Consider the following 25,030-nt stretch of genomic DNA (forward strand, 5'->3'; position numbering starts at 1 on the left):
ATGGGCGAACACCGAAATCGAGTTGCGGACGTTTGGGATGCGTACGTCGGCGCCTGGATCGAGGGGGACGATGCGCTCGATGCATGGCTTAAGGACCAGGACACCACCGTGGCGCGCGATCTGACCGCGTGGCAGAACTCCTACACTGGCACGGGTCGAGGCGCGCTCGATCTGACTTGTTTTCCGGACCCCTTCACTGGGGATCTTCGCGGGGTCAACGGTGAACCTTTGTTGGTCGTGCTCGGTCTGAATCCTGGCGTCGGGTACCCCAAACTTCACGGACGAGACGGCATATGGACAAACCGAATACGCGAGGCTTCGTTCAGCCGGTGCTTCGAGCGCAGCCCGCCAGGCGATCGAAATTGGCTGGAGCTTCACGGGAGGGAGAGCGTCTACTGGCGCAATCTAATCCGTTTTGGACAGCGCTGGTGCGGCGATGGCTTCACGTTTCGCCAACTTCTGAATTTCGAGCTCTACCCATGGCACTCCAACTCGCTGACGGCGGGGCTTCGCTGTCCCCCGGAGGTCGTTGACCGATACGTGTTCCAGCCGCTGGCAGAGGTCGAGACGCGGTATGTCTTTGCCTTTGGACGGGGGTGGGACGACGTTTGCCGAGGTCTCGGTTTACCGGTTGTCCGTCGATACGGGGACGGTGCCGACCCGTTCCCCGGAGCCTCGTCGCCTGGCTGGACAGTCGTCGTATTCCGGTCTGCCACAATGGCGGCGCCGATCATCGTCAGCTGGCAGCACGGATATGCCGGACCGCCGGGGGAGCGGCGGCTAGAAACGTTACGAGCGATCATCGATGACGCGGCGTGACGACACGAATGCGGACCAATAAGGGCTTGTATCCTATGAGTGGATACGCACAGCACCCGCTCGCGGCACATGCCCGGGGCGTTGGCCGGACAGCCGGAAGCCTTCGTCGCACGACCATCGCGTGGCGCCGGGGCGAGTCGAAGAGCGACGGCGTGCCGACCGCGACGTGGGCGACCGGCGCGATCGCAAACAGATTTCGTCGACCAGCCCCTCGCGCAGCATCGCGCCGTCGATCCGGCCCCCCTCGAGCGGCAGCACGCCCGCTCGGGTCGACGACGACGGCGTACGGCGCGGGCGCGCCGGGCACCGGGGGCGCCGGGCACCAAAGTCGGCGCCGACGCCGCGAGCCGCCCGGCCGCTGCCCGAGGCCGTGCGCTCAGGAGTCGGTCGTCGCGAGCAGCTCGCTGGCGTCGCTGACGGAGGCAGCGCGGCGGATCCAGCGGTCCAGCTCGGCGAGGTCAGTGCTCGCGAGGACGCGCTCCCGGACCTCGGCAGGGACCTCCAGCCCGCGGGCATCGAGGAAGGCGAGCACGGCCTGCGCCTTAGCCTCGAGGAGCCCCTCCTGCCGGCCCTTCTCCACACCCTTCGCCACGTAGCTGCGCGCGAATTCACTCTGAAACTCGTATCCGCTCTTCATCATCGCCTCCAACGTCCGCCTCGCCGCTGCGCTCAGCGAGGATAGCACCAGGTCCCCGTAGACGGCGCGGCGCTCCTCATCGAGCCCGGCGGCCGCCGCCAGGAACGCCTCGCCGATCGCCTCCGCCGCCTCGCTTTGCCCGTGCGCCATGGCCGAGAGCACGACGACCTCGGGCGCCGCCTTCGCCTGCTCGGCGTCCGTGACGACCGGGACGCCCGCGGGCCCGAGCACCAGCGGCGTCAGGATCCAGCCCGGATGGCCCGTGTCGATCGGCTGCGAGCACCACCGCGCCATCGTCGGGTCGATCGTCACGGCCAGCAGCCGGGTAGTACAGCGGTGCCGGGCTCTCGTCTGGGCGACATACACGGGCCAGACGTAAGGCTTGTCCGGATCCACGCCGAGCTGCACCTCGACGACAATCGCCATCGCGGGCCGCTGCTGTTCGCCGACCAGCAGCACGACGATGACGTCCGCTCGGCGGTCCGAGGGAACGATCTCGGCGAGATCGGAGGATTCGACGCGCGCCTCCGTGAAGGTCGGTACCGGCTGGCCGAGCGCGTCCTGCAGCATCTCGGCGGCCAGCGTCGGTCGGTTCTTGAACAGCTCCACCAGGGCTTCATGGGTCACTGAGGGCATCGGGGCGTCTCTCGGGTGATTGCAGCCATGCTGACTCCTCTAGCGGCGCGCCAACCCCATGCGTGGAATCCTCAGGGGCCGGAGCAACCGCGTCCACCCCTTCAATTCCGGACACCTCCTTCGAGTCGTCATGCCGTGTGACCTGCGCGCGCCCGACACCAGGGCACGTCACGAACTGCCCCGCGGCCCGCTGCAGCGCCTCCGGAAGCACGCCGGTCTCGATACCGGGTCAACAGGGGCAGCATCGTGTAGGATGTCGTGGCGGAGCACTGGATGCTCGCCGGCACGGTGCTGCACCCACGTCACGCCGTCGCCGCCCGCAGCCGCCCTCTTCTCCAGCGAGAGGAAGGCGTCGCGGCGCCGGTCCAGCTACGTGGTGGCGGAACGCCGTGAACCTTGCCTTTCTGTCCCTTGCTGCTGCTTGACGCACGCGATCCAGCGCACTTGGTGCGCTTATCCGGCACTGTGTCCGGGGCGCGTTTTGCTGGTCCGTGTTCCCGTCGGTCGGGCCCCTATCCTCCACCACCTCCGCGGCCGGCCGCCCGGCGTTGCTCGGCGACTTCGCCGTTCGCCGCACCTCGAACCGACGGCCCGCGTGGACCCCACCTACGAGGGCTGACCGGTCGGCATGATCGTGACCTGCTGGAGGTTGACGCGCTTCGGCAGGCTCACGGTGAACGCGATGGCCTCGGCCACGTCCTCGGCGGTGAGCCACTCCATCTGCGACCTCGACCCCTCGAGCCAATCGCGCGCGCCATGGAAGTCGACGTGGCTCTGCAGCTCCGTGCCGACGATGCCTGGCTCGATGGATGTCACGCGCACCCCCTTGGAACCCAGCTCCGCGCGGAGGTGGATCGACAGATGGGTCACGAACGCCTTCGTCCCGCTGTACACCGCGAAGGCCGGAAAGATGTTCTTGGCGGCGATCGACGAGATGTTCACGAGATCCGCCGGCCCCGGGCCGGAGCCAGCCTGCACGAGCGCCGATGTGAACGCGCCGATGACGTTCATGAGGCCCGTGATGTTGAGATCGATCTGCTGCTGCCACTGCTCGACACGCCTGGCCTCGATCGGGTTCGGCAGCATGACGCCTGCGTTGTTCACGACGATGTCCACGCGCCCGTACCTCTCGATGACCTCGGAGGCCGCGCGCTCGACGGCGCTCCGATCCGTCACGTCGACCTGCCATGCGGCGGACTGACCACCGCCCTTCTGGATGGCGTCGCCGAGCGCATCGAGCCTCTCCTTCCGGCGAGCGAGCAACGCCACGCGCGCGCCGCGGGCGGCGAGCGCCTTCGCCGTCGCTTCCCCGATCCCGCTCGATGCGCCTGTGATGACGGCGACCCGCCCCGCGAGCGCGCCCTGGGCCTGCTGAACCATGTCTCACTCCTCTTGCTGGGGCCGCGCTCACCTGCGCGGCCCGTCGACCCGACAATAGATAGCCGTGACGGCAGGAAACGGAAGACACGGAACTATCAAAGGCATGCTCGATCCTATGAGCGGGGCGACGAAGCTCCTGGCGCCATCTCGGTCAGGTGGGTAGGATGACGGGATGTCGAGAGCCGCTCGATCGGGCAACTCGTTGGCTGCTGGAATCGCCGCGCTTGCGCGCCATGAGGGCTGCAACAGCACGCGCTATCCAGGCGTGGTCGTCTACCGCGTGACCGTCGCGGAGCCGCCCACGCCCACCCTCTACCCGTCCAGCTTGATCCTCGTGGGCGCTGGAGAGAAGCAGGCAATCCTGGGCGACAAGACGTACGCGTACAACGCCGGCTACTACCTCGTGGTCACCTCACCGCTGCCGATGCTCTGCAGGACCATCGCGTCGGCCGATGAGCCCGTGCTCACCGTGGTGGTCGAGATCGAGCTCGCGCTCCTGCGCGAGCTGCTCCTCGAGGAGAACGCGCCGCCCGCGCCCCAGCAGGCGCGCCCCTCTCGCAGCGTGTTTCGCGCGCCGCTCCGGCGCGACCTCGAGGACGCCGGCGCCCGCTTGCTGGCTTGCTTGACCGATGAACGGCGTACGCGAGCGCTCGCGCGGCAGACCATCCGCGAGATGCTCTTTCTCGTGCTCGACGGGCCGTATGGCGATTCGCTCCGGGCGCTCGCGGAGGACCCGGTGAGCCAGCTCGCCCACGTCCTCCGCCATATGAATGCGCGATTCGCAGAGCGAATGAGGATTGGCGACCTCGCGCAGCTGGCGCACATGAGCGTCCCGACGTTCCATCAACACTTCAAGGCGATGACCGGATCCTCGCCGCTGCAGTACATGAAGGCGCTCCGGTTGACGCGCGCACGCCAGATGCTCCATGCAGGGGGCATGGTGAAGACCGTCGCGCACGACGTGGGTTACGAGAGCGAGTCACAGTTCAGCCGGGAGTACCGTCGGTTCTTCGGCTGGCCGCCGTCCGCGGACTCGCACGTAGCGCCGCGCGCACGTCGCGCCCTGCGAGGGGCGGACGGGGCGGGAGGGAAGATCGTCCTGGATCCGTCGTGAGCGCTGCGCTGGTCCGGCGCCAGGACCGAAGCGGCGCGCGGGCGCCCTTCGTGGCACACCCGCGACCGCGGTGTCGCGACGCGCCGGCCGCCGCAGCGCGAGATCGCTGCTGCGCTCGCTGGTACGCGCTTTGCGTTGATCGCCGCCGGAGGGACGAGATGCGGAACATGATGATGGGAGCCGGCATGCTCTTGGCGGTCGGATGCGGGGCCGACCTGCCCGAGGGCTGGGAGGACGCGGAGGCGATCGAGGGGCTCACCCAGAGCGAGTGCACGGCGAGCGCGTACGACACGACGGTGAAGGAGACGCTCGCGGCGACGCCCGAGCGCGGAGCCGTTCACATCGATTACGGCGCCGGGCATTTCCGCTGCGCGCAGGAAGTCGAAGGCTTCGTCCGGATCGCTGGAGGCAAGGTCGGCGTGCTCGTGCAGCCGGTCGACATGGACCCGAGCGCCGTCGCCGGATGCGACTGCCGGTACGACATCGGCATGACGATCAAGGGCCTGAGCAAAGGAGCCGTCGCGGTCGATCTCTACCGCCGGTGGGACAACCTCAACGAGCCGAACGATCCCGTGAAGATCGGCTCCGCGGAGGTCGAGATCCCCTGAGGGGCGCGGAACGCTCCGTGGCGTACGGTCCGCCCCGCCCCTGAGAAGGATCCCCGATCGATAAGAATTTCTACTGGCCGCCGCGCCGCCGTCTCTGCGCTACGCTCCCCGCGTGACACCCCGGCCAGTCTTCGTCGATCGCGCCCTGTCCGCCCGCATCGAGACCGCCGAGGCCGCGAAGGTCGAGGCCGCCGCGCGCGAGGTCGCCGCGCGGATCCCGGCGCGGGGCGCCGCCGTCGCCGTCATCGCGGGCGGCCGCGCCGCGTTCGTCGCCCCGCACATCCGCCTCTCGCGCGCGGCCGGCCTCGGTATGAGCGGCCCGGTCGAGGCGCGCGACGTCGAGGCCCTCGAGGACTTCTATGCCTCGCGCGGCACGGCGGCGCGCATCCTGGTCTCGCCCTTTGCCCACCCTTCGCTGCTCGCGCGGCTCGGGGAGCGCGGCTTCCGCCTGGACTCGCTCGACGCGGTGCTCGTGCGCTCCCTCGCCCCAGACGCCGAGGTCCTCGGGCCGGAGCCGGCCGCGCGCGGCGGAGTGGTGGTGCGGCGCGCGGCGCGCGACGAAGGCTCGGCGTGGGTCGCGGCCTCGCTCGCCGCGTTCGCCACGCCGGGCGAGCCGCCGCCCGATCGACGCGACATCTTCGACGCGTGCTTCCACGACCCCGGATCGGCGTACTTCTCCGCGTCGTCGACCGACGGCGTCATCGCCGGCGTCGGCGCGGTCTACGTGCACGAGCGCGTCGCTCTGCTGTTCGCGGGCGGCACGCTCGAGGCCCACCGCGGCCGGGGTGTGCAGCGCGCCCTGATCGACGCCCGCCTCGCCTACGCCCGCGACGCCGGGTGCGACCTCGCCTACTCGGTGGCGCAGGCGGGGAGCACCTCGCAGCGCAACCTGGAGCGCGCAGGCCTCGTGGCCGTGTACTCGCAGGCGGAGCTCAGCAAGTCCTTCGCCTGAGCGCTGTCCTCGGGGGAAGAGGGGGCCAATGCTGCCGAACCCGTGGTGGAGCGATCTTCGCGTGATCTCAACGTGATTGGCGCTCCAGGAGCCTTGCTCGCGCGCGACACCGACGCGCTGGCGCGGGGTGCCGCCCTGCGGCTCGCTCAGGAGCACCTCGTCGATGCGCGCCGTCAGGCCCTGGCGGCGAAGGGGCAGCCGCCGGCCCGCATCGCGGCCGCGAGCGGCTCGGCCGCCGCCGACTCCGCCGCTTCCGCCCGCCCCGCCGGCGCCGGGCGCGCCGTCCTCACCAGCTCCCGGCGCTTCAGGATCATGCGCATCCCGTTCACCGGCTGCAGCGAGATGAAGCCGCGGCATCGCGGGTCGAAGCCAGGGACCAGCCGGAGCCGATACCGCTGGAGCGCCATCGCGACCATGATCTTGCCCTCGAGCTGCCCCATGAACTCGCCCAGGCAGATCCGCTGTCCGGCGCCGAACGGGATGTAGGCGAGCTTGTCGTCCGCGCTCCGCCGGTGGTTCGCGAAGCGCTCGGGCTTGAACTCCAGCGGATCGCTCCAGAACTCCGGGTGCCGGTGCGTGACCCACGGGACGATGGCCACCGTCGACCCCGCGGCGACGCGGTAGCCGCCGAGGACGTCGTCCTCCAGCGGGCTGCGGAGGATGAACGGCACGGAGGGCAGGAGCCGGAGGCACTCGTTGAAGGCCATCGCGAGGTACGGCATCGACTCGAAGTCCTTGGCCGTCGGGGCCCTGCCGCCGAGGACGCGGTCGATCTCGTCGGTGAGCCGAGCGCACACCTCCGGGCGCTGCGCGATCTGGTAGAGCGCCCAGGAGGCGGTGACGCTCGAGGTCTCGTGCCCGACCATCAGGATGGTCTTGATCTCGTCCCGCAGCTGCGCGCGGTCCATCTTGGCGCCGGTCTCGGGGTCGACCGAGTTCATGAGGCGCACGAGCACGTTGTCCGCGTCGCCCGCGCCGCGCTGGTAGCCGTCGATGATGTCGTCGATCACGGTGTGCACGCGGTGCATGGCCCGTTGAAAGCGCACGTGGCTGGGCAGCGGCCACGACAGGGGCGGGTTGACCAGCGAGTACATCCGCTTGAGCGCGATCGACAGCGCGTACTTGAACGCCTCGCGGACCGTGTCCGTGTGGGCCTGCAGCGCGGCGCCGAAGAACGCCTCGCCCGCGATACCGAACGTCACGTCCATCATGTCGTCGTTGATGTCGCGCTCGAACTCCCCCGGATGTGCGTCCCAGCGCCGCAGCACCGCTTCCATGTGGTCGACGATGATGGGCACGAACTTGAGGGTGTTCGCGTGGTTGAACTGGGGCTGCACGTGCCGGCGCTGGCGCCGCCAGAGCTCGCCCTCGCTGTTCACGAGGCCCCAGCCGAGCACGTGGGCGAGCTCGTGATACCGCTTGCCCTTGGGGTAGTTCCGGATGTTCGCGCGAAGGACATGCGCGATGTCGTTCGGGTGAAACGCCATGATGAAGTCCTCGGCCCCGGGCGCCCGCAGGCGCACGACGTCGCCGTACCTCGCGAAGAGGTCCTCGTAATGGCGCATGTCGCCGGTCCTGAAATTCGCCAGGTACCGCAGGCTGGCGAGCGGGCCGGGGCCCGGGGGCTGCCGATCGAGATTGGCACTCATGACTCCTCCTTCTTCTCCACGAGCTGAAAGGAAGCCGACGCGAGCCGGCGCGCGCCGACGCGGGCCGAGCGCAGCCCGGCGCTGGCCTTCAGATGCACAGCGAGCCCCCGCCGTCGACCGTGAGGGTCGCGCCGTTGATCATCCGCGCCCCGTCCGACAGGAGCAGCAGGACGGCGTCGGCGACGTCCTCCTCGGTGCAGAGCCGTCCGCCCGGCGTGCGCGACTCCCAGTACGGGAGGATCCGCTCGTGATCCGGGTAGTTGCTCGTCACGTGGCCGTAGATCGGCCCGGCCGAGACGCAGTTGACCTGCACGTTGCGCGGGGCGAGCTCGACGGCGAGCGCGCGCGTGAGCGACTCCACCGCGGCCTTCACCGCGCCCATGGCGCCGAAGTGCTCGAGGTACCGCGACGACCCGTTCGACGACAGCGCGACGATGCGGCCGCCGCCGTGGCGCTCCATCAGGCGCGCCGCGCGCAGGGCGCACTGGTGGTAGCCGATGACGTTCGTGCGGAACGCGAGCTCCCAGTGCTCCGGGGTCGTCTGCTCGAGGGGGCCGAACCGGCCGTTCGACGCGTTGTTGACGAAGTGGTGCAGCTCGCCGACGTCGCGCGCGATCGCCTCGAAGAGCTTGTCGACGTGCGCGGGGTTGGCGACCGAGCCCCAGACGTGCACCGCGTCGCCGCCGGCGCCGCGGATCTCGTCGGCGACCGCGTCGCCGTCGTCGCGCGAGTGGAAGCTGTTGACGACGACCCGCGCGCCCGCGCGCCCGAGCTTCGTCGCGATGGCGCGGCCGAGCCCGCGGCTCGATCCGGTCACGAGGATCGTCTTGCCCGCGAGCGCGGCCCCGGGCGCCGGGGTCGCGCGCTGCGCTGCGGGAGCCGCCGGCCCGCGCGCCGCGGCGGCTTGCGCGGGCGGCGGCGCGCCGAGCAGGCGCGCGAGGTCGCCGACCGTGCGGGCCTCGTCGAGCGCCCCCGCGAGGCCGTCCGGCAGGGCGCCGCGCTGCCGGAGGAGCGCGCGGACCTCGTCGCGCCGGCGGCGGTCGATCCCGAGGTCCTCCTCGAGCCGCGCGTCGGGGACGAGCAGCTCGGCCGGGTGGCGCGTCGCGTCCGCGAGCGCCTCGACCACGGCGCGGAGCGCCTCGCCCGCAGCGGCGGCGGCGCTCGCCGCGCCGTTGCTCGCGGTGGGGCCGCTGGCCGGCGCCGCGTGGCCGCTGGCCCGCCCGGCGGGCTCCGCATGGCCGTTGGCGTGCCTGGCCGGCTCCGCGTGGCCGTTGGCCCGCCCGGCGGGCTCCGCATGGCCGTTGGCGTGCCTGGCGGGCGCGTGACCGCCGACCTGTCCGGCCGGCTCCGCGTGACCGCCGACCTGTCCGGCCGGCTCCGCAAGGCCGCCGACCTGTCCGGCCGGCTCCGCAAGGCCGCCGACCTGTCCGGCCGGCTCCGCGTGGCCGTTCGCGTGCCATCCGCCCCCCGCGACGTCGGCCCACGGCGCGACGTCGGACCGCGCCGTGAGCGTGCGCGAGAGGAAGTCGCTCACGCGGGCCACCGTGCGCAGCTCGTCGGGGGTCGCCTTGAGCGCGTCCGAGAGGCCGAAATCCGCGCGCAGCGTCGCGAGGATCTCGCCGCGCTTCACGGAGTCGATGCCGAGGTCCTGCTCCAGGTCGGCGTCGGGGACGACGACCTCGTCCGGGTAGCGCGTCATGCGCACGAAGACGGAGCGAACGTGTTCGAGGAGATCTTGAGCCTGCATCGTCGAAACCTCGTGTTTTTGAGAGCCATTCATCCCAGAGCAATGGCCGGAGGGACCGGCACGGTCGCGACGAGCGCGAACGCACCGGTCAGCACGGCCCGGCCGAAGAACTGCCCGCCGCGCGCGGTCAGCGCGAAGGCGCGGACGGAGGGCGGCGCGAGGCGCGCGCCTCCCGGCGGGAACGCGACGTCGATGTCCCGGAAGGAGAACCGGGCGGGCAGATCGAGCGCCCCCGTCTTGTAGAGCGCCTCCTTCGCGCTCCAGAGCAGCGTCTCGAGCGCGGCGCGCGGGGCGCCCGCCGCGGCGCCGCGCGCGAGCCCGTCGCGCTCGCGCGGCGTGAAGTGCTCGTCGGCGAAGGCGGCCGCGCGCGCCTCGACCCGCTCGACGTCCACGCCGACGGCGCGCGCCGTGGTGACCGCCGCCGCCGCGAGGTCGCCCGCGTGGGAGAGCGACAGCGCGAGCGCGCCGTCCTCGAAGCGCGGGGGGCCGCCGCCGGGCCCCGTGATCGCGCAGGCGAGGTAGTCCGCCCGCGGGTGCGCCTCGAGCGCGGCCGCGTCGAGCGAGACCAGCGGGGCGCCGCGGCCGGCGGCGAGCTCCAGCCGGAGCCACTTCGCCGCGACGCGCGCGCACGCGGACTGCGCCCGGCGGGCGGCGGCGCGCTGGCCCGCGCACACGCGGCGCTCGCCGGCCGTCAGGTAGGGATCGAGGCGCGCCGCCGCGGCCTCGTCGGCCCGGACGATCGCGATCGCGAGCGGCGGCGTCACGGCGCCCCCAGCGGCAGCGACGCCGGCGCGGCAGGGCGCGCCTCGGCGGCCACGCGGCCCACCGCGAGCCCCACGAGGCCCTCGAGGTCGAGCAGCACGCCGCCCGCCGGGTCGAGCGCCTGAGCCCACGCGCCGAGGACGCGGTCGCCCGCGGCGGTCGGGGCCGCGGCGACGAGCCGGATCGGGCCGCCCGCGTCGCGGATCGCGAGGTCGTTCGCGGCCGCGCCGAAGCGGATCCGGTCGACGCCGCCCGCGGCGCACACCGGGAACGCGCCCGCCTCGTCGCGGCGCAAAACGCCGAGCGTCAGGAGGGCGTCGAGCAGGAGGAACGGCGTCGCGGCCGCGCGCAGCCGCGAAAGGGCGCGGTCCTTCGGGGCGCGGAACCGGGCCGACGAGTGCGCGGCCCCGAGCACGACGGTGCCGAGGTGGTCGAACCAGCCCGCGTGCCGGAGCGGCGCGCCGGGGCTCGCGTACGGATCGCGGAACGCCGGCCCGTCGACGCGCCCGGCGTGGCGCGGGGCGAGGCCGTCGCGGCGGGTGTCGAGCGCGCCGAGCTCGACGACGCAGGTCGCGAAGGGCACGCCCGCGCGGAGGACCAGGCCCGACCGGTGGACGAAGTCGCCGCGCACCTCGACGGCGCACGCGACGCGGCCGCCGGCGAGCCGCTCGCTCCGGGTCGTCACCGTGCGCACCTCGCGGGCCGCGTCGTCGGGCAGGCGCAGTAGCTCGAGGAAGCGCACGTCGCGCACCTCGCGGACCACCGCGCCGCCGTCCGCCGCCGCGAGCGCGTGCCGGACGGCCAGCTCGACGAGGAAGGCGCCGGCCGCGACGGCGGAGGAGCGCGCCCGGTGGTCGGAGAGCCACGGCTCGACGCGCGGATCGAGCGTCCACGCGCGCTCCTGCGGGCCCTCCGGCGCGCCCGCCGCCGCGATGCGCGGGGCGGACGCCGCGATGCGCGGGGCGAAGCGCTCGATCTCGCGGTCCGTGAGCAGCACCTGGGCCGCGCCGACGGGGCGCTCGGCCACGAGGTCGAGGAAGATCTGCCGCCCCTCCTCCGGCTCGATGCCCCGGAGCCCGCGCGCCGCGCCGAGCGCGCTGTACTCGGACCCGGCGGTCATGCCGACGCCGTTCCAGCCGAGCCACGCGATGCTGGACCACGGGCCGGCGTCCGCCTCGGCCGCGAAGCACGCGGCGGCGCGGTTCATCGCCTCGTTGGCCGCGCCGTAGTCGGGCTGCCCGTCGTTGCCGAGCGCGCTGAACGCCGACGTCACGAGGTGGACGTGCGGGCGGGCGGCGGGCAGGTGGCGCGCGAGCGCGCGGCGGAGGTGGCAGAGGCCCGCGAGCTTCGTGTCGACGATCCGCTCGAAGAGCTCGAGCGACTTCGACGTGAGCCGGCTCGACACCTGGACGCCGGCGCCGTGCACGATCAGGTCGACCCGGCCGTAGGCCGCCGCGACCGCCGCCACGGCGCGCTCGACGTCCGCGGCGCTCGTGACGTCGGCGGCGTGGTAATCGACGCTCCCGCCCCGCGCGCGCAGGTGGGCCAGGACGCGGTGCGCCTCGCGCGCCGCCCGGATGCGGCCGTAGCGCTCGCGCAGCGCGGCCATCCGCACGCCGCGGCCCTCGCGCAGCGCCTCGGCGTAGAAGTCCCGCTCGTACGCGTCGAGCTCCGCGTCGGTCATCGCGAGCGTGTGCGGGGGGGCGTCCTCCAGCCGCGAGCGGCCGAGGAGCACGGCGCGGCAGCCGAAGCGGCCCTGCAAGGCCTCGACGAACTGCGCCGTGATGCCGCGCGCGCCGCCCGTCACGAGCGCGACCGCGTCGGCGTCGAGCGGCGAGGCCGCGCGGGCGGGCGACCCCGAGGAGGGGCGGGCGAGCTGCACCACGTGCCGCACGCCGCCGAGATCGACCACCTCCTCGGGGGTGGCCGGCCGGGCACGCCGCCACTCCTCGAAGAGCGCGCCGAGCGCCGCCGCGGCGTCCTGCGCGTCCGTGTGGACGACGCGCACGTCGCCGCCCGGCAGCTCGCGCGCCAGCGACTTCACGAAGCCGCCGACGGCGCCGCTCGCGGGCGCGAGCCGCCCGGATGGGTCCACCGCGCCGACGACGACCGCTGCGAAGGCCACGTCGCCGCGCCCCACGGCGTCGTAGTAGCGGCGCGCCGCGCCGAACAGCGCGCGCAGCGCCGGCCGGTACGAGCCCGGCGCGCCGTCGACGAACGCGCGCGCGTCCTCGGCGCGGGTGAGCACGACGACCGCGTCGACGTCATCGGGCGCGAGGGACCGGAAGGACGCGCTGAGCTGCTGCTCGTCGCCGGCGTCGATCGACGGCCCCCCGCCGCCGGCCTCGGGCCCCGGCGCCGCGAGCCCGCGCGCGGCGTCGAGCGCCGCGTCGCCGGCGAGCTCGAGGACGCGCGCGCGCTCCTCGGCGGAGCGGGCGGCGCGCCGCACGTCCGCGGCCAGCGCCGCGTCGGCGCAGACGTAGAGGACGCGGGACGGGACGCGCGCCGCGGGCCCCGCGGCCGGCACGCGCGCGATTTCGGGGACGTAGCAGTGGATCGGCGTGCCCGTGGCGAACCCCGAGGGCGCCGGCGCCGGCGCGACGCTGGGCGCCGGCGCGACGCTGGGCGCCGGTGCGACGTGGGACGGCGGCGCCGCGCGCACGCCCTCGGGGGGCGCGACCTCGACCGCGCGGGCGTCCGAGGGCCAGCGCACGGCGGCGGCGGTGCCGTGCTCGCGCGCGCCGCGGATCGCCTCGAGGAGCTCGATCGCGCCCTCGGCCCCGCGCAGCCGCGCCCGCGGTCGACCCGGCCCGCTGACCACGAGCTCGCGGCCGGCGAGGCCGCCCTCCGCCGCCCCCGCCGCGACAAACGGCGCGACGCGGAGGCGCGCGAGCACCGGAAAGGCGTGGCGCGCCGCGGTCTCCTCGGTGCACAGCGCGACGAGCAGCGCCCCCTCGCCCACCGGCCGCGGGTCGCGGGTCGCCGACGCGCCGCGCGCGACGTCGTCGCTGAACGCGTTGACGGCGCCCGCCAGCACGACCTCGCAGTCCTCGTCGAGCACGAGATCGGCGGCCGCGAGCGCGTCGAGCAGCGAGGCCGCGGAGGCGTCGACGACGAAGTTCGGCCCGCGCAGGCCGAAGACGTTGGCGACGCGCCCGGAGATGACGTTGGGCATGTTGCCCGGCTGCGTGTACGGCCCCGTCGCGGGCGAGCCCGCGCGGAGCGCGTCGACGGTCGCGGAGGCCAGCGCCGGGCTCACGCCGCGCGCGCGGAGCGCCCGCGCCACGCGATCGGCGAAGATCCGCTCGTTCGCGCGCGCGCCGCGGCGCGTCTTGCCCTCGTGGCCGACGACGACGCCGATGCGCTCGCCGAGCTCGCGCGCCGGCAGCGCCGCGAGCGCCCTCTCCGCGGCCATCGCCGCGAGCAGCTGCGTCGGGTCCATCGCCTCGAGGGCGTCCGGGAGGACCGGCGCGCGGGCCGGCAGCCGCAGCGCGCGCTCGTCGAACGCGAGCGCGTCCGAGGGCGCGTCCGCGGGCGCGCCGCCCTCGCCGGGGAACACGGCCCCCAGCCCGACGACGCACAGCGCGCGGGCCTCGCCGCGCGGGCGCGCGCGCGGCGCGTGGCGGCCTGGCCGGTGCTCCTCGACGACGAGGTGGGCGTTGGTGCCGCCGAAGCCGAAGCTGTCGAGCCCGGCGCGCCGGGGCGCATCGCCGTCCGCCGTCCACTGGGCGGCCGCCGTCGGGATGGCGAACGGCGAGCGCGCGAGGTCGATGCGCCCGCTCGGCGTCTGGAACCCGTGCTGCGCGAAGATCGTGCGCTCGCGGATCGCGAGCACGACCTTGATGAGCGACGCGACGCCCGCGGTCCAGCCCGTGTGGCCGAGCAGCGACTTGACGCTGCCCAGGGCGATGCGCGGCGCGCCCTCCTCGCCGGCGAACACCTCGGCGAGCGCCTTGTGCTCGGTCGCGTCGCCGACGGGCGTCGCGGTGGCGTGCGCCTCGACGTATTGCACGGATCGCGGCGCCACGCCGGCGGCCGCGTAGGCGCGCCGCATGGCCAGGCTCTGCCCGCGGCTCTGCGGCACGGTGACCGACGGGCTCGGGCCGTCGCTCGACACGCCGCTGCCGAGGAGCACCGCGTCGACGCGATCGCCCCGCGCGCGGGCATCGTCGAGCCGCTCGAGCACGACCACGGCGGCGCCCTCGCCGAACACAACCCCGTCGGCCGACGCGTCGAACGGGCGGCTGCCGGTCGCGGAGAGCCCGCCGAACTGCGAGAACTGGCAGGCGTTGGTCGGGCCGGGCTGGTAGGCGCCGCCGGCGATCACGACATCGGCGAGGCCGCGGCGCAGCATCGCGGCGCCGAGGTGCACCGCGTGCATCGACGACGCGCAGGCCGCGTCGACGACCACGGTGCGCACGCCCTCGCGCACGACGTCGCGCACGACGCGCGCGAGCGGCTCGAGGTGGCCGCGGCACGCCGCGCGCCGCTCCGCGTCGAGCCCGAGCTCGCCCGCCAGGGCCTCCGCGACGGCCGCGCGGTCCGCCGGGTCCGCGGCGACGCCGGCGAGCGCGCGCTCGACGCCGAGCAGCAGCGTCGCCTCGTCGTGCTCGATCGAGCCGTCCGCCGTCGACCCGAGGAGGCACGCGATCCGGAGCGGCGCGCCGTCGCGGAGCACGGCCGCCTGCGCCTTGGCCTCGGCGAGCGCGCACGCCAGCATGCGGGCCGTCTTGGGCAGCCGCTCGAGCGTGCGCGCGTCGTACCCGGTGCGCTCGGCGTACGGCCCGAGCGCGTCGACCGTGCCGACCAGCAGGCTGTACGTCTTGTCGGCGGCGCGGCCGGGGCTCAGGAAGTCGGTCGCGAGCTCCGGGTGTCGCGCGCCGGTGTCGGCGATGCCGCACGTACCCGACCGCAGCTGCGCGAGGTAGGCGTCGACGCCGCCGGACCCCGGCAGCACCGCGCCCATGCCGACGATGGCGATCGGCGCGGCGCCCGCGGGCGCGGCGTCCTCGCGCGGGCGGCGGTCGTCCCGCCCTTCCTCGGGGAGCGCCGCGACCGCCGTCAGCGCGTGGCCGGCGGCGCGCAGCGCCTCGACCGCGCGCCGGTGCTCGGCCACCACGTCCTCGCCGGCGCGGAACGTCGCGATCACGCGCAGGTCGGGCCCCGGCGGCGCGCTCCGTCGTACGAGTGCGGCCAGCGCGCTGCCGCCGCCGCACTCGACGAAGGTGCGGCAGCCCGCCGCGTGGAGGTCGCGCACGGCCGCTCCGAAGTCGAGCGGCGTCACGAGGTGCATGGGGAGCAGGCGCGCGGGCGCGAGCGCGCCCTCGCCGTAGTGGACGCGATCGATCGGCGAGTACGTGGCCAGCGCCGGCCGCGCCGCGCCCGCGCGCAGGGCGGCGCTCGCGAACGGGCCGACCGCCGGCGCGAGCAGGGGCGAATGGAAGGCGTAGCGGCTCGCGAGCACGGTCGCCCGGACGCCGGCGCCCTCGAGCCGCCGCTCGAGCGCCGCGATGCCGTCCGCCGTGCCCGAGGCGACCGCCTGGTCGGCCGCGTTGATCACCGAGACGAACACGTCGTCCCGGCCGAGCGCCTGCACCTCGTCGCGCAGCCGCTCGGCGCCGGTGTGCGCCGCGAGCATGCGGCCGGGCGGCGCGCCGCGCAGGGCCAGCACCCGCCGGCCCACGAGCTCCGCGGCCGTCGCGAGCGAGAAGGCCCCCGCGGCGGCCAGCGCGGCGATCTCCCCGAGGCTGTGCCCCGCCACGACGTCCGGCTCGAGCCCGGCGGACCGGAGCAGCGCGACGGCGACGTAGTCCTGGACGAGGATGCCGAGCTGATCGAGGTCGGCGCACGCGTCGAGGGCGGCCCGCGCTTCCGCCTCGCCGGCGGCCACGAGCGCCGCGAGCGACGCGCCGAGCAGCGCCCGCGCCGCGGGCTCGGCCTCGGCGACGGCCGCGCGCGCGGCGTCGAAGCGCGCGTGGAGCGCGCGCAGCAGCCGGAGGTCGAACGAGCCCTGGCCGGGCAGGAGCAGGGCCACCTTCGCGGCGCCTCCGCGGCCCGCCCGCGCGGGCGCTCCTCCTTGCGCGGGCTCGTCCGCCGCGCCCGCCGCGCTCGCCGCGCCCGATTGCGTGCGGTGCGGGCGCGACGCGTGCAGCGGAGCGCGCGCGACCTCGACGGCGTGCCGGAGGAGGCGCTCGGGGAAGAGCTCGCGCAGCGCGGAGCCGCCGCGCAGGGCGAGCTCGACGAAGCGCTGGTGCGGCACCTGCTCGTCGAGCGCGCCGACGTGCATCGTCACGGATCTGGGCAGCGGCGCGAGCTCGTCGCTCGTCGCCCCGACGGCGACGATCCGCTGGTAGCCGCACGCCACGGGCTCGCCGTCGAAGCGGACCGTGCGGAAGTACCCGTACGCGCTCGAGCGCGTCACGCCGCCGAGGGTCATGAAGATCGCGACGCGCTCGCCCACGCGGACCGGCGAGAGGTTCCGGCTGTAGCCCTCGCTGGTGAGCAGCCGGATCGCGGCGCGATCGTCCTCGTGCGGGAGCGAGCCGTCCGCGGCCTCGGCGAAGTAGAGCGTCTCGCGCGCGATGCACTGGAAGCGGAAGTTGGTGAGGTAGTGATGGCTCCCGTAGGCCATGCTGTCCTCGAACTTCACGCAATAAGGAACGACGAAGAACTCGCCCATGGATCCTCTCCACGCAGCCCGCTCGCGCGCGGCGTCGACGCACGCCTGGCACCGCGTGCCAGCCGATGCTTCGTGCGTCCGTCACCGCCCCGCGGTCCGGGCCGTCAAATGAGTGTACCTACACCTAAAATGCGCGGCGCGGGCCCACGGCCGCCGGCCGCGCGCCCGAGCCGCGGGCGCGCCTCGGCGCCGTCGCGGCCCGGGCAGCGAACATCGAGCGATCGACCGACGGATCGGTCAGCGCGCGCCGGGGCCTGGAGGACCCGGCGACGAGCCAGCGATGGAGCGGGGAATGCCGCCCCGCATCGTAGGGATAGGTGTACCTGCACCTGTACAGATGTCAAGCAGTTCGGGACGTCCTGGATGGCGGGTCGGCCCGAAACGGTGTAGATACACTTGTGGTTGATTTTGCCCGTGCCTCCGAGATCATCGCGAGCCAGTGCGCCCTCGTGCGCGTGCGCCGCGCGTCGCGCGCGCTGACGCGGCTCTACGACGAGGCGCTGCGGCCCTCGGGGCTCCAGGCGACGCAGCTCACGATGCTCGTCGCGGTCGCGACGTGCGGCGACGGGGGCGTGAAGCTCGGCGCGCTCGCCGACGGCCTCGTCATGGATCGCACGACGCTCACGAGGAACCTCGCGCCGCTGGAGCGGGCGGGCCTGCTCCGGGTCGCGCGCGCGCCCGACGACGCGCGCGTCCGCCTCATCTTCCTGACGCGCCAGGGAGAGCGCGCCATCGAGGCGGCGTTCCCGCTGTGGGAGCGGACCCAGAAGCACGTCCGCGAGCGGCTCGGCCCCAGCGAGGCGGACGCGCTCCGCGAGGAGCTCGGCCGCGTCGTCGCCCTGGCCACGCGGCCCGAGCAGGCGCCGGCGCCGGCGCGGCAGGCGAAGGCGCGGGAACGGCCGGCCAAGCCGGCCAAGCGCAAGGCGAAGCGACGATCGCCGGAGGCGTGATGATCACGGTGCGGCGCCGGCGGAGCGCCGTGAGAGGAGCGCTCGGCGCCCCCTGAAGGCCTGGGAGGAAGACGTCGGCCCGCGAGTGTCTCCGACCCGAGGTTGGACTCTCGGGGTGGCGCGGCGCCCTGATGAGATTGCGCAGGTCTGGCACGGCAGCTCTTGTCGGCCGCGTTGTCGAGCGGGCGGGCGCCTCCATCGCCGCCTCGGGCGCATCGGCGTCAGCGCGGATTGACGGGCAGCGCCGCGGGTTCGAGAGTCGACGGGCGCAAGCCTCGCCGGAGCGCGCACGAACGAGAGAAGGAGGACACCATGGACTTCGAGGTGGCACCGCTCCCCTACCCCAAGGACGCGCTGGAGCCCGCCATGAGCCGGGAGACGCTCGAGTTTCATTACGAGAAGCACCACAAGGGCTACATGTCGAAGCTCAAGAGCCTGATCGACGGCAAGCCCGAGGCGAACAAGAGCCTCGTCGTTCTCGTGCGCACGAGCTCCGGCGCGGTGTTCAACAACGCAGCTCAGGTCTGGAATCACACCTTCTTCTGGGAGGGCATGAAGCCGAACGGCGGCGGCCCTCCGCCCTCGGGGGACGTGGGCGATCTCATCGCTGGCCTCGGCGGCTGGGAGAAGGTCCGCGGCGACTTCATCGCCTCCGGCGTCGCGCGCTTCGGCTCGGGATACGCGTGGCTCGTGCTCGACGGCGGCAAGGGCAGGATCCTCGACACGCCGAACGCAGAGACCCCGCTCACGACGGGCGCGACGCCGCTCCTCACGTGCGATGTCTGGGAGCATGCTTATTACCTCGATCACCGCAACAACCGCCAGCGCTTCCTGGAGGTGTTCCTCGACAAGCTCGTGAGCTGGGACGCCGTCGCCAGGAACCTCCGCGCCGCGTCGTCGTAGCGCGCTGTCGATCGAGCCCAGCGCGCGGGCCGCGCCCGGCTCGCGCTCGCGGGCGCCCGCCGCCGCGACCTCGCCGCGCAGCGCCTGGAGGCGCACGAAGAGCTCGGCCCCCCGCCCCCACCCCCGCGCTCGCGCACGAGCGCGCCCCCCTTGCAGCGCGCGCCCGCACGTTACGTCAGGAACTGATCGGCGATAATGGCGAGAACGTATCTTCCGACGTTCCCCATGGCTCTATCGAAGCGGGGCCAGCTGGTATAAACAGAGACAGGCGCGTCGAGCCCAGGGGGGCCTGTGGAGATCGATGCGCAGCTCTACAGCACAGCCCTGTGGGTGAGTCTCCCCTGCGAGCGAGGTCTATGAACACGCAACCGACCGCGCAGCCTTCTTTCGAGTTGTTCTTCGAGGCTTGCCAGCACCCCTTCTGCGTCGTGACGGCCGAGGGCCGCCTGGTGAAGTGGAACGCGGCGTGCGCGCGGGCGCTCGGCCGGTCCTCTCTGGATCTCACCGGCAAGCCGCTCGACGAGATCGTGGTCGAGACCGATCGCGCGCAGGTGCGCTCGACGCTCGGCGGCCTCTTCCCCGGCCCCTCGACGGCGGATCTCGAGTGTCGCGTGCTCGGCAGCGACGGCTCGACGCGCCTGCTCTCCCTGAGCGCCTCGACGTACGATCGAGGCGACCTGGCGTACGGTGTCTTCGAGGACATCACCGGCAGGCCGCGCCGCGCGGCCGGGCCGCTCCTCGCGGAGGAGGTGTATCAACAGATCCTCGACGCCATCGACGACATGGTCCTCGTGAAGGGCCCGAGATCGAGGGTGCTGTGGGCCAACAAGGCGTTCCGCGAGCTCTACGGCATGACCAACGCCGAGCTCCACGGCATCATCGACTCTCCGCGCAGCGAGCCGGACTTCACGCAGCAGTACGTGAGAGACGACCTGTACGTGTTCGAGACCGGCAACCGGCTGGTCATCGACGAGGAGCCGGCCGCGCGCCACGACGGCGCGATCCGGACGCTGACCACGGTCAAGTCGGCCCTGCGGGGCGAGCGAGGCCAGGTGATCGGCACGGTCGGCGTCTCGCGGGACATCACGGACGGCCGGCGCGTCGAGCGGGACCGGGAGCTCCTGGCGCAGGCGATCGGCGCGGCCTCCCAGGGCATCCTCGTCGCGGCGAGCGCCGCCGAGGAGCTGCCCGTCACGTACGTGAACGCCGCCTTCGCGCGCCTGTCCGGGCGGCCGGTGGGCGAGCTCCTGGGCGCCTCGTTCCTGCGGCTCGTGGGCGGCATCGCCGACGCGGCCGCGGCCGAGCAGCTCGCGCGCGCGGTCGCCGAGCGCCGGGAGGTCTCGGTCGAGTTCCCGGCGGAGCGCGACGGCGGCGCGCGCGCCTGGATGCGCATGGCGCTCACCCCGGTGCGCGACGCGTCGGGCCAGGTGACGAGCTTCGTGGCCATCCAGGCCGACATCACGGCCGAGCGGGAGCGGCAGCGGCACGAGCTGGCGCTGAAGGAGCAGCGGCACCTCATCGAGCGCCAGCGGCGGACCATCCAGGCCCTGGTGACGCCCATCATCGAGATCTGGGACGGGGTGCTCACGATGCCGATCATCGGCGTGGTCGACAGCGTCCGCGCGGCCGAGATGATGACCGCGCTCCTCGAGGCGGTCAGCGCGAACCGGGCGCGGTTCGCCATCGTGGATCTCACCGGGGTCGACGTCGTGGACACGGCGACCGCGAACCACCTGCTCAAGCTGGTGCGGGCCGCGCGCCTGCTCGGGACCACGTGCGCGCTCTCCGGCATCTCGCCGGCGGTGAGCAGGACGCTGGTGGGCCTCGGCGTGGAGCTCGGCGAGCTGCGCACGTTCGGCGCGCTGCGCGCCGCGCTCCGCCACGTGCTCGGCCAGCTCGGCGTCTCGGTCGTCCGGGCGCGCGCGTGAGCCGTGGCCCGCCCCGCGCGCGAGGCCCGGGCGACCCGGAGGATCGGCGGCGCGTCACGCCTCCTGGAACGCACATCGGTTGAGCTCGCCGGTCGCGGCCCCGTGGGTGCGGCCCCCGGCGCTCGGTTGCGGTAAGCTGCGCGAAAGGCGCGGCTGCTTCCTGCCGCCGCTCGAGCCAGAATCTGCCCTCTCGCCCCGGCAAGAGCACCTCTTCATGGCCGATTTGAACGATCCCGCGCGCCTCGCCGAGCTGCACCAGGTGCTGCTGCGCGACGACGCGGACGCCATCCTCGACACCTGCGTCGAGCGTGCGGCCGAGCTCGCGCAGGCGCCGATGGCGCTGGTGAGCTTGATCGTCCGCCACATCCAGCTGTTCCGCGCGCACCGCGGCCTGCCGCCGGAGCTGTGCGTGAGCTGCGCGACCTCGCGGAGCAACTCGTTCTGTCAGCTCGTGGTCCGCCACGAGGCGCCGCTCGTCGTCGAGGACGCGATGCTGGACGAGCGCGTGCCCAAGGAGCTCGTCGAGCGGTATGGCATCCGCGCCTACGCCGGGGTGCCCATCCGGGTGCGCCGGCACGTGGTCGGCTCGTTCTGCGTGCTCGACGTCGTGCCCCGCGGGTTCGGGCCGCGCGTGATCGAGGGCCTGGAGCAGCTCGCCGCCGAGGTCGGCGCGCGGCTCGAGGCGCTGGAGAGCGACGCGCCGCCGCCGAGCCGGACCGTGAAGGAGCGGCTCGCGCGCTTCGAGCAGACCGCGCGCCTGCTGGAGCATGCGCTCGGGGCGATCGCTCCGGTGCTCGCCGAGGCGCAGAGCGCCGCGGCGACGCTGCCGGAGGCGCCCCCGGCGGCGCTGAGCCCGGACGACCTGCGCGCGGCGGTCGACTGCTATCGGGACATGTTCGCGATCGCGACGGAGCTGGCCGAGGACGCGCTGCTGCTTTCGCGCTCGTTCCCGGCCGAGACGGCCTCGGAGATCGCCCTGGCGACGCGCTCGCTGGCGCGGGACATGGTCGAGGTCGGCCCGCTCGTCCGGCTGGCCGAGGGCGTGCTGGAGGGCACGCTCGGCGAGGGGGTCGCCGCCAAGGCGGCGCACGTCGTGCGGGACGCGTTCGCGGCGCACGAGACCGCGTCCGCCGCGGTTCGCCGGATCATCGCCACGGTCGAGCGCGCCCGGGCAACGGAGGTGCGGTGAAGGGCAGAGCGTACCAGCTGCTCCGTTCGTGTCTCGGCGACAAGGACGCTCCGAGCGCGCGCAGCGCGTTCATCTATGCGCGGGTCATCATGCGCGCGCGCGTGGTGCCCGAGGAGATCACGCCCGCGCTCGACGATCCCGAGATCGAGCGGCGGCTGGAGCACGCGCTGGAGGAGATCCTCCGCCGCGCGTAGGGGCGCGGGCGCTCGCGCCGCGAGGGCCGGGCAGCGCGCGGGGACCGAGCGTGGGAGGCCTGCGCGACCTGCGCGGCCTGTGCGACTGAGTCAACGAATCTCCTACTTTCGCCTTCACCCTTCGGGGCGGTCCTGCTATGCAGCGAAGCCATTCTTCGTCGCTGGTGCGCCTGCTTGATGTCCCTTGCTCATTGCCGGGCGCATCGGTCGAGATGCCTTCCTTGGAGAGGACCATGAGCCACGATGTGACGACTGGGTTGTTTGCTGGGCCGCGGTGGACGCGGGGCTTTCTGCATCTTGCGTTGCCGGCGATGATGCTGCTCGGCTGTGATGGCTCGTTGGGGGACTCGGCGTCAGGGGGCGGCAACTCGACGGCGTCGACGTCCTCGGGGGCCGGCGGCGGCGTGTCGACGTCGACCTCGGCGTCCACGTCGGCCTCCTCGGGGAACGGCATGGGCGGCACGGGCGGTGCTGGTGGCACGGGCGGCGACGGCGGCACCGGCGGCGACGGCGGCACCGGCGGCGCTGGCGGCACCGGCGGCGACGCGTCTGCGTCGGCCTCCTCGGGCGGCGGCACTGGCGGCGCCGGCGGCGACGCTTCCACCGCCGCGTCCACATCGGCCTCCTCGGGCAGCGGCTCCGGCGGCGCTGGCGGCGGCGACGCTTCCACCTCCGCGTCCACGTCAGCTACCTCGGGCAGCGGCTCCGGCGGCGCTGGCGGCGGCGACGCTTCCACCTCCGCGTCCACGTCGGTCTCCTCGGGCAGCGGCGATTCGTCGACATCGGCCGTGACCTCCGCGTCGGCCTCCTCGGGCGGCGGCGCCGGCGGCATGGGCGGCATGGGCGGCGGCGATTCGTCGACGTCGGCCGTGACCTCCGCGTCGGCCTCCTCGGGCGGCGGCGACGCGTCCACGTCGAGCGTGACGTCCACCTCGAGCGCCGTGACCGCAACGACGTCGACCGGGACGGGCCCCGCCACGGGAACGCCGGTCGAGCGGCACGGCCGCCTGAAGGTGATGGGCAACCGCGTCGTCGACGAGTACGGGGAAGCGCTCCAGCTCAAGGGCATGAGCATGTTCTGGAGCATCTGGGAGGGAGAGAAGTTCTACAACGCCTCCGCGGTCAACACGCTCGTGGACGACTGGGATGTGACCATCGTCCGCGCCGCGATGGCGGCCAGCACGTCGGGGCTCGGCTACGTCCACAACCCCGACGCGGAGAAGAACAAGGTCCGAGCGATCGTCAACGCCGCCATCGCCAAAGGGATCTACGTGATCATCGACTGGCACGATCACGACGCGATCCGGAACAAGGACGCAGCGAAGCGCTTCTTCCGGGAGATGGCCGCGGAGTACGGCGACGAGCCCGCGGTGATCTTCGAGATCTTCAACGAGCCGGACAACGAGAGCTGGGCAGAGGTGAAGTCGTATGCGGAGGAGGTGATCGGCGTGATCCGCACCGCCGGCTCCGACAACCTCGTGATCGTGGGGACGCCGACCTGGTCGCAGGACGTGGACGTGGCCGCCGGGAACCGGATCACGAGCGACGACAACGTCGCTTATACGCTGCACTTCTATGCCACCACGCATCGAGATGCGCTGCGCACCAAGGCGTCGAACGCGCTAGCCGCGGGCCTCCCGCTGTTCGTGACCGAGTGGGGCACCTGCGAATCCACGGGCAGGGGCTCGCTGGATCTCGGCGAGGCGCAGCGGTGGCTCGACTTTTTGAACAGCCACCAGATCAGCTGGCTCAACTGGTCCATCGTCGACAAGAACGAGTCCTGCGCTGCGCTGAGGCCCGGGGCGAGCACGGGCGGCCCGTGGTCGGATGGGCAGCTGACCGAGTCGGGGCGGTGGGTCAAGGAGAAGCTCCGGGCGCCTTGACCACCCGGGTGGCGGAGCGGAGCGTCTCTCCGGGGATCGAGCTCCGCTCGTGGCCGTGCTGATGCGGATCGCGCGGCGGCCGATGGCCGGCGGTCGCTGGAGCTCACGGGCGCGCTCGCGGCGACGTTCGCGTGAGCGAGGGTGCGGCCGCTGGGCCTACCGCGCCCTCGAAAACGATGCGCTCCAGGTCGGCGCCACATCGGCGATGATCTCCCTGAACCGCGGGGGGATGTCCGAGAGCTCGGTCATTTGCTGGATCGTGAGCACCTCGTCGCTCCCGAGCCCGACAGGGCAGCGCAAGGCCCATTCGATCGCCTCCTCCTTGGAGCTCACCTCGATCAGGTAGAAGCCGCCGACCAGCTCCTTCGTCTCGACGAAGGGCCCGTCGAGGACGGCGCGCTTCCCCCCGGAGATCCCGACGCGGGCGCGGGCTCCGCCGGGATTGAGCCCCTCGGAGGCGATCAGCACGCCGGCCTTCATCATTTCCTCGTTGTATTTCATGTACGCGGCGAACAGCGCTTCGTCCGGAGGCCCATCCGCCTCCGCCTTGGTTTCGTGGGTCCCCGGTGCTGCGGTGATGATGAATCGCATCGTCGTGTCTCCTTCCGATGGGACGCGGGCGCCCGGACGATCTCGACCGTCGGAGCCCTGCCACTGCCGTCACGACGAACCAGAGGGCGCGCGATCGACAGGGCGGACGAGGTTTTGTGCGGGGTCGACAAATAGCGGTTTACCAAGAATTTTACAATGACGCTGCTGCGACAGGCTGAAGGCGTGTGGGGCGAGGGGTCACCCGGGGGCACCCAACCCGGGTCAGCGGCCCGGGTCGGAGTCACCTCGGTCACTTCAACCCGGGTCGGTCACCTCGGGTCACCTACCCGGGTCGGTCACGTCCGCGGGGCGGATCCCGGCGGCGCCTCAACCCGGGTCGGGTCCGGTCGCCTCGTTGGTGCCCGGTGCTGCGGTCACTGACGAAGCGCATCGGCGTGTCTCCTCCTGG

At 73.5% G+C, this 25,030-nt stretch carries 17 protein-coding genes; 10 read left to right on the forward strand and 7 right to left on the reverse strand.

Translation table 11 applies throughout. The features are described from left to right. The gene (gene brig1, locus WMF20_RS28535; RefSeq protein ID WP_437605088.1) at positions 1-819 is read left to right on the forward strand and encodes an anti-phage DNA glycosylase Brig1; all 819 of its coding nucleotides are present in this window, start codon (positions 1-3) and stop codon (positions 817-819) included. Positions 820-1,195: 376 nt separating this feature from the next. Here brig1 and WMF20_RS28540 read toward each other — a convergent pair whose 3' ends face one another. After that, positions 1,196-2,092 carry a hypothetical protein gene (locus tag WMF20_RS28540; RefSeq protein WP_437605089.1) on the reverse strand — a complete coding sequence of 299 codons (897 nt, stop codon included), beginning with the start codon at positions 2,090-2,092 and terminating at the stop codon, positions 1,196-1,198. A gap of 606 nt (positions 2,093-2,698) precedes the next feature. Continuing rightward, on the reverse strand, positions 2,699-3,472 hold the full coding sequence (locus WMF20_RS28545) for an SDR family oxidoreductase (protein ID WP_437605090.1): 774 nt from the start codon (positions 3,470-3,472) through the stop codon (positions 2,699-2,701). A 172-nt stretch (positions 3,473-3,644) separates the two neighbouring features. Between WMF20_RS28545 and WMF20_RS28550 the strand changes: the two genes are divergently transcribed. From WMF20_RS28550 to WMF20_RS28560, 3 genes are all read left to right on the forward strand, one after another. Beyond that, entirely contained in the window at positions 3,645-4,586 is a 942-nt protein-coding gene (locus WMF20_RS28550) for an AraC family transcriptional regulator N-terminal domain-containing protein (protein ID WP_437605091.1), read from the forward strand. A 185-nt stretch (positions 4,587-4,771) separates the two neighbouring features. Continuing rightward, positions 4,772-5,194 (forward strand): hypothetical protein, encoded by a 423-nt coding sequence (locus WMF20_RS28555; protein WP_237244196.1) that lies wholly within the window; start codon positions 4,772-4,774, stop codon positions 5,192-5,194. Positions 5,195-5,306: 112 nt separating this feature from the next. Further along, complete coding sequence (locus WMF20_RS28560) at positions 5,307-6,146, forward strand: GNAT family N-acetyltransferase (protein WP_437605092.1); 840 nt, start codon at positions 5,307-5,309, stop codon at positions 6,144-6,146. Positions 6,147-6,319: 173 nt separating this feature from the next. On the opposite strand, the gene WMF20_RS28565 is transcribed toward WMF20_RS28560, so the two are convergent. The 4 genes from WMF20_RS28565 to WMF20_RS28580 all read right to left on the reverse strand — a co-directional run bounded on the left by WMF20_RS28565 (position 6,320) and on the right by WMF20_RS28580 (position 16,983). After that, the gene (locus WMF20_RS28565) at positions 6,320-7,795 is read right to left on the reverse strand and encodes a cytochrome P450 (RefSeq protein ID WP_437605093.1); all 1,476 of its coding nucleotides are present in this window, start codon (positions 7,793-7,795) and stop codon (positions 6,320-6,322) included. A gap of 88 nt (positions 7,796-7,883) precedes the next feature. Beyond that, on the reverse strand, positions 7,884-9,542 hold the full coding sequence (locus WMF20_RS28570) for an SDR family oxidoreductase (protein WP_437605094.1): 1,659 nt from the start codon (positions 9,540-9,542) through the stop codon (positions 7,884-7,886). Between the two features lie 29 nt (positions 9,543-9,571). Continuing rightward, on the reverse strand, positions 9,572-10,306 hold the full coding sequence (locus tag WMF20_RS28575; protein WP_437605095.1) for a 4'-phosphopantetheinyl transferase superfamily protein: 735 nt from the start codon (positions 10,304-10,306) through the stop codon (positions 9,572-9,574). After that, on the reverse strand, positions 10,303-16,983 hold the full coding sequence (locus WMF20_RS28580) for an SDR family NAD(P)-dependent oxidoreductase (RefSeq protein ID WP_437605096.1): 6,681 nt from the start codon (positions 16,981-16,983) through the stop codon (positions 10,303-10,305). The genes WMF20_RS28575 and WMF20_RS28580 overlap by 4 nt, the downstream gene beginning before the upstream one ends. A 398-nt stretch (positions 16,984-17,381) precedes the next feature. Here WMF20_RS28580 and WMF20_RS28585 point away from each other — a divergent pair, with 398 nt between their 5' ends. The 6 genes from WMF20_RS28585 to WMF20_RS28610 all read left to right on the forward strand — a co-directional run bounded on the left by WMF20_RS28585 (position 17,382) and on the right by WMF20_RS28610 (position 24,030). Then, positions 17,382-17,933: a MarR family winged helix-turn-helix transcriptional regulator gene (locus tag WMF20_RS28585; protein ID WP_437605097.1), complete on the forward strand. Its 552-nt coding sequence runs from the start codon at positions 17,382-17,384 to the stop codon at positions 17,931-17,933. 312 nt (positions 17,934-18,245) lie between these two features. Beyond that, positions 18,246-18,836 carry a superoxide dismutase gene (locus tag WMF20_RS28590; protein ID WP_437605098.1) on the forward strand — a complete coding sequence of 197 codons (591 nt, stop codon included), beginning with the start codon at positions 18,246-18,248 and terminating at the stop codon, positions 18,834-18,836. 356 nt (positions 18,837-19,192) lie between these two features. Further along, a complete protein-coding gene (locus tag WMF20_RS28595) occupies positions 19,193-20,764 on the forward strand; it encodes a PAS domain-containing protein (RefSeq protein ID WP_437605099.1) in 1,572 nt (523 codons plus the stop codon). Between the two features lie 214 nt (positions 20,765-20,978). Beyond that, the gene (locus WMF20_RS28600; protein WP_437605100.1) at positions 20,979-21,953 is read left to right on the forward strand and encodes a GAF domain-containing protein; all 975 of its coding nucleotides are present in this window, start codon (positions 20,979-20,981) and stop codon (positions 21,951-21,953) included. Further along, a complete protein-coding gene (locus WMF20_RS28605) occupies positions 21,950-22,147 on the forward strand; it encodes a hypothetical protein (RefSeq protein ID WP_437605101.1) in 198 nt (65 codons plus the stop codon). The genes WMF20_RS28600 and WMF20_RS28605 overlap by 4 nt, the downstream gene beginning before the upstream one ends. Before the next feature lie 233 nt (positions 22,148-22,380). Then, entirely contained in the window at positions 22,381-24,030 is a 1,650-nt protein-coding gene (locus tag WMF20_RS28610) for a glycoside hydrolase family 5 protein (RefSeq protein WP_437605102.1), read from the forward strand. A 156-nt stretch (positions 24,031-24,186) separates the two neighbouring features. Here the strand turns inward: WMF20_RS28610 and WMF20_RS28615 are convergent, their stop codons facing one another. Further along, positions 24,187-24,621, reverse strand: a complete 435-nt coding sequence (locus tag WMF20_RS28615; RefSeq protein ID WP_437605103.1) for a YciI family protein — start codon at positions 24,619-24,621, stop codon at positions 24,187-24,189. Between the last annotated feature and the right edge of the window lie 409 nt (positions 24,622-25,030).

This window comes from Sorangium sp. So ce834, from assembly GCF_051521425.1.
In the GTDB taxonomy this organism is placed as follows: Bacteria; Myxococcota_A; Polyangia; order Polyangiales; family Polyangiaceae; genus Sorangium; species Sorangium cellulosum_D.

What these genes read in the sequence shown, in the direction of transcription:
- brig1 (WP_437605088.1), top strand. Translation starts at nt 1, where the DNA reads ATGGGCGAACACCGAAATCGAGTTGCGGACGTTTGGGATGCGTACGTC.
- WMF20_RS28540 (WP_437605089.1), bottom strand. Translation starts at nt 2,092, where the DNA reads ATGCCCTCAGTGACCCATGAAGCCCTGGTGGAGCTGTTCAAGAACCGA.
- WMF20_RS28545 (WP_437605090.1), bottom strand. Translation starts at nt 3,472, where the DNA reads ATGGTTCAGCAGGCCCAGGGCGCGCTCGCGGGGCGGGTCGCCGTCATC.
- WMF20_RS28550 (WP_437605091.1), top strand. Translation starts at nt 3,645, where the DNA reads ATGTCGAGAGCCGCTCGATCGGGCAACTCGTTGGCTGCTGGAATCGCC.
- WMF20_RS28555 (WP_237244196.1), top strand. Translation starts at nt 4,772, where the DNA reads ATGCTCTTGGCGGTCGGATGCGGGGCCGACCTGCCCGAGGGCTGGGAG.
- WMF20_RS28565 (WP_437605093.1), bottom strand. Translation starts at nt 7,795, where the DNA reads ATGAGTGCCAATCTCGATCGGCAGCCCCCGGGCCCCGGCCCGCTCGCC.
- WMF20_RS28570 (WP_437605094.1), bottom strand. Translation starts at nt 9,542, where the DNA reads ATGCAGGCTCAAGATCTCCTCGAACACGTTCGCTCCGTCTTCGTGCGC.
- WMF20_RS28580 (WP_437605096.1), bottom strand. Translation starts at nt 16,983, where the DNA reads ATGGGCGAGTTCTTCGTCGTTCCTTATTGCGTGAAGTTCGAGGACAGC.
- WMF20_RS28590 (WP_437605098.1), top strand. Translation starts at nt 18,246, where the DNA reads ATGGACTTCGAGGTGGCACCGCTCCCCTACCCCAAGGACGCGCTGGAG.
- WMF20_RS28595 (WP_437605099.1), top strand. Translation starts at nt 19,193, where the DNA reads ATGAACACGCAACCGACCGCGCAGCCTTCTTTCGAGTTGTTCTTCGAG.
- WMF20_RS28600 (WP_437605100.1), top strand. Translation starts at nt 20,979, where the DNA reads ATGGCCGATTTGAACGATCCCGCGCGCCTCGCCGAGCTGCACCAGGTG.
- WMF20_RS28610 (WP_437605102.1), top strand. Translation starts at nt 22,381, where the DNA reads ATGAGCCACGATGTGACGACTGGGTTGTTTGCTGGGCCGCGGTGGACG.
- WMF20_RS28615 (WP_437605103.1), bottom strand. Translation starts at nt 24,621, where the DNA reads ATGCGATTCATCATCACCGCAGCACCGGGGACCCACGAAACCAAGGCG.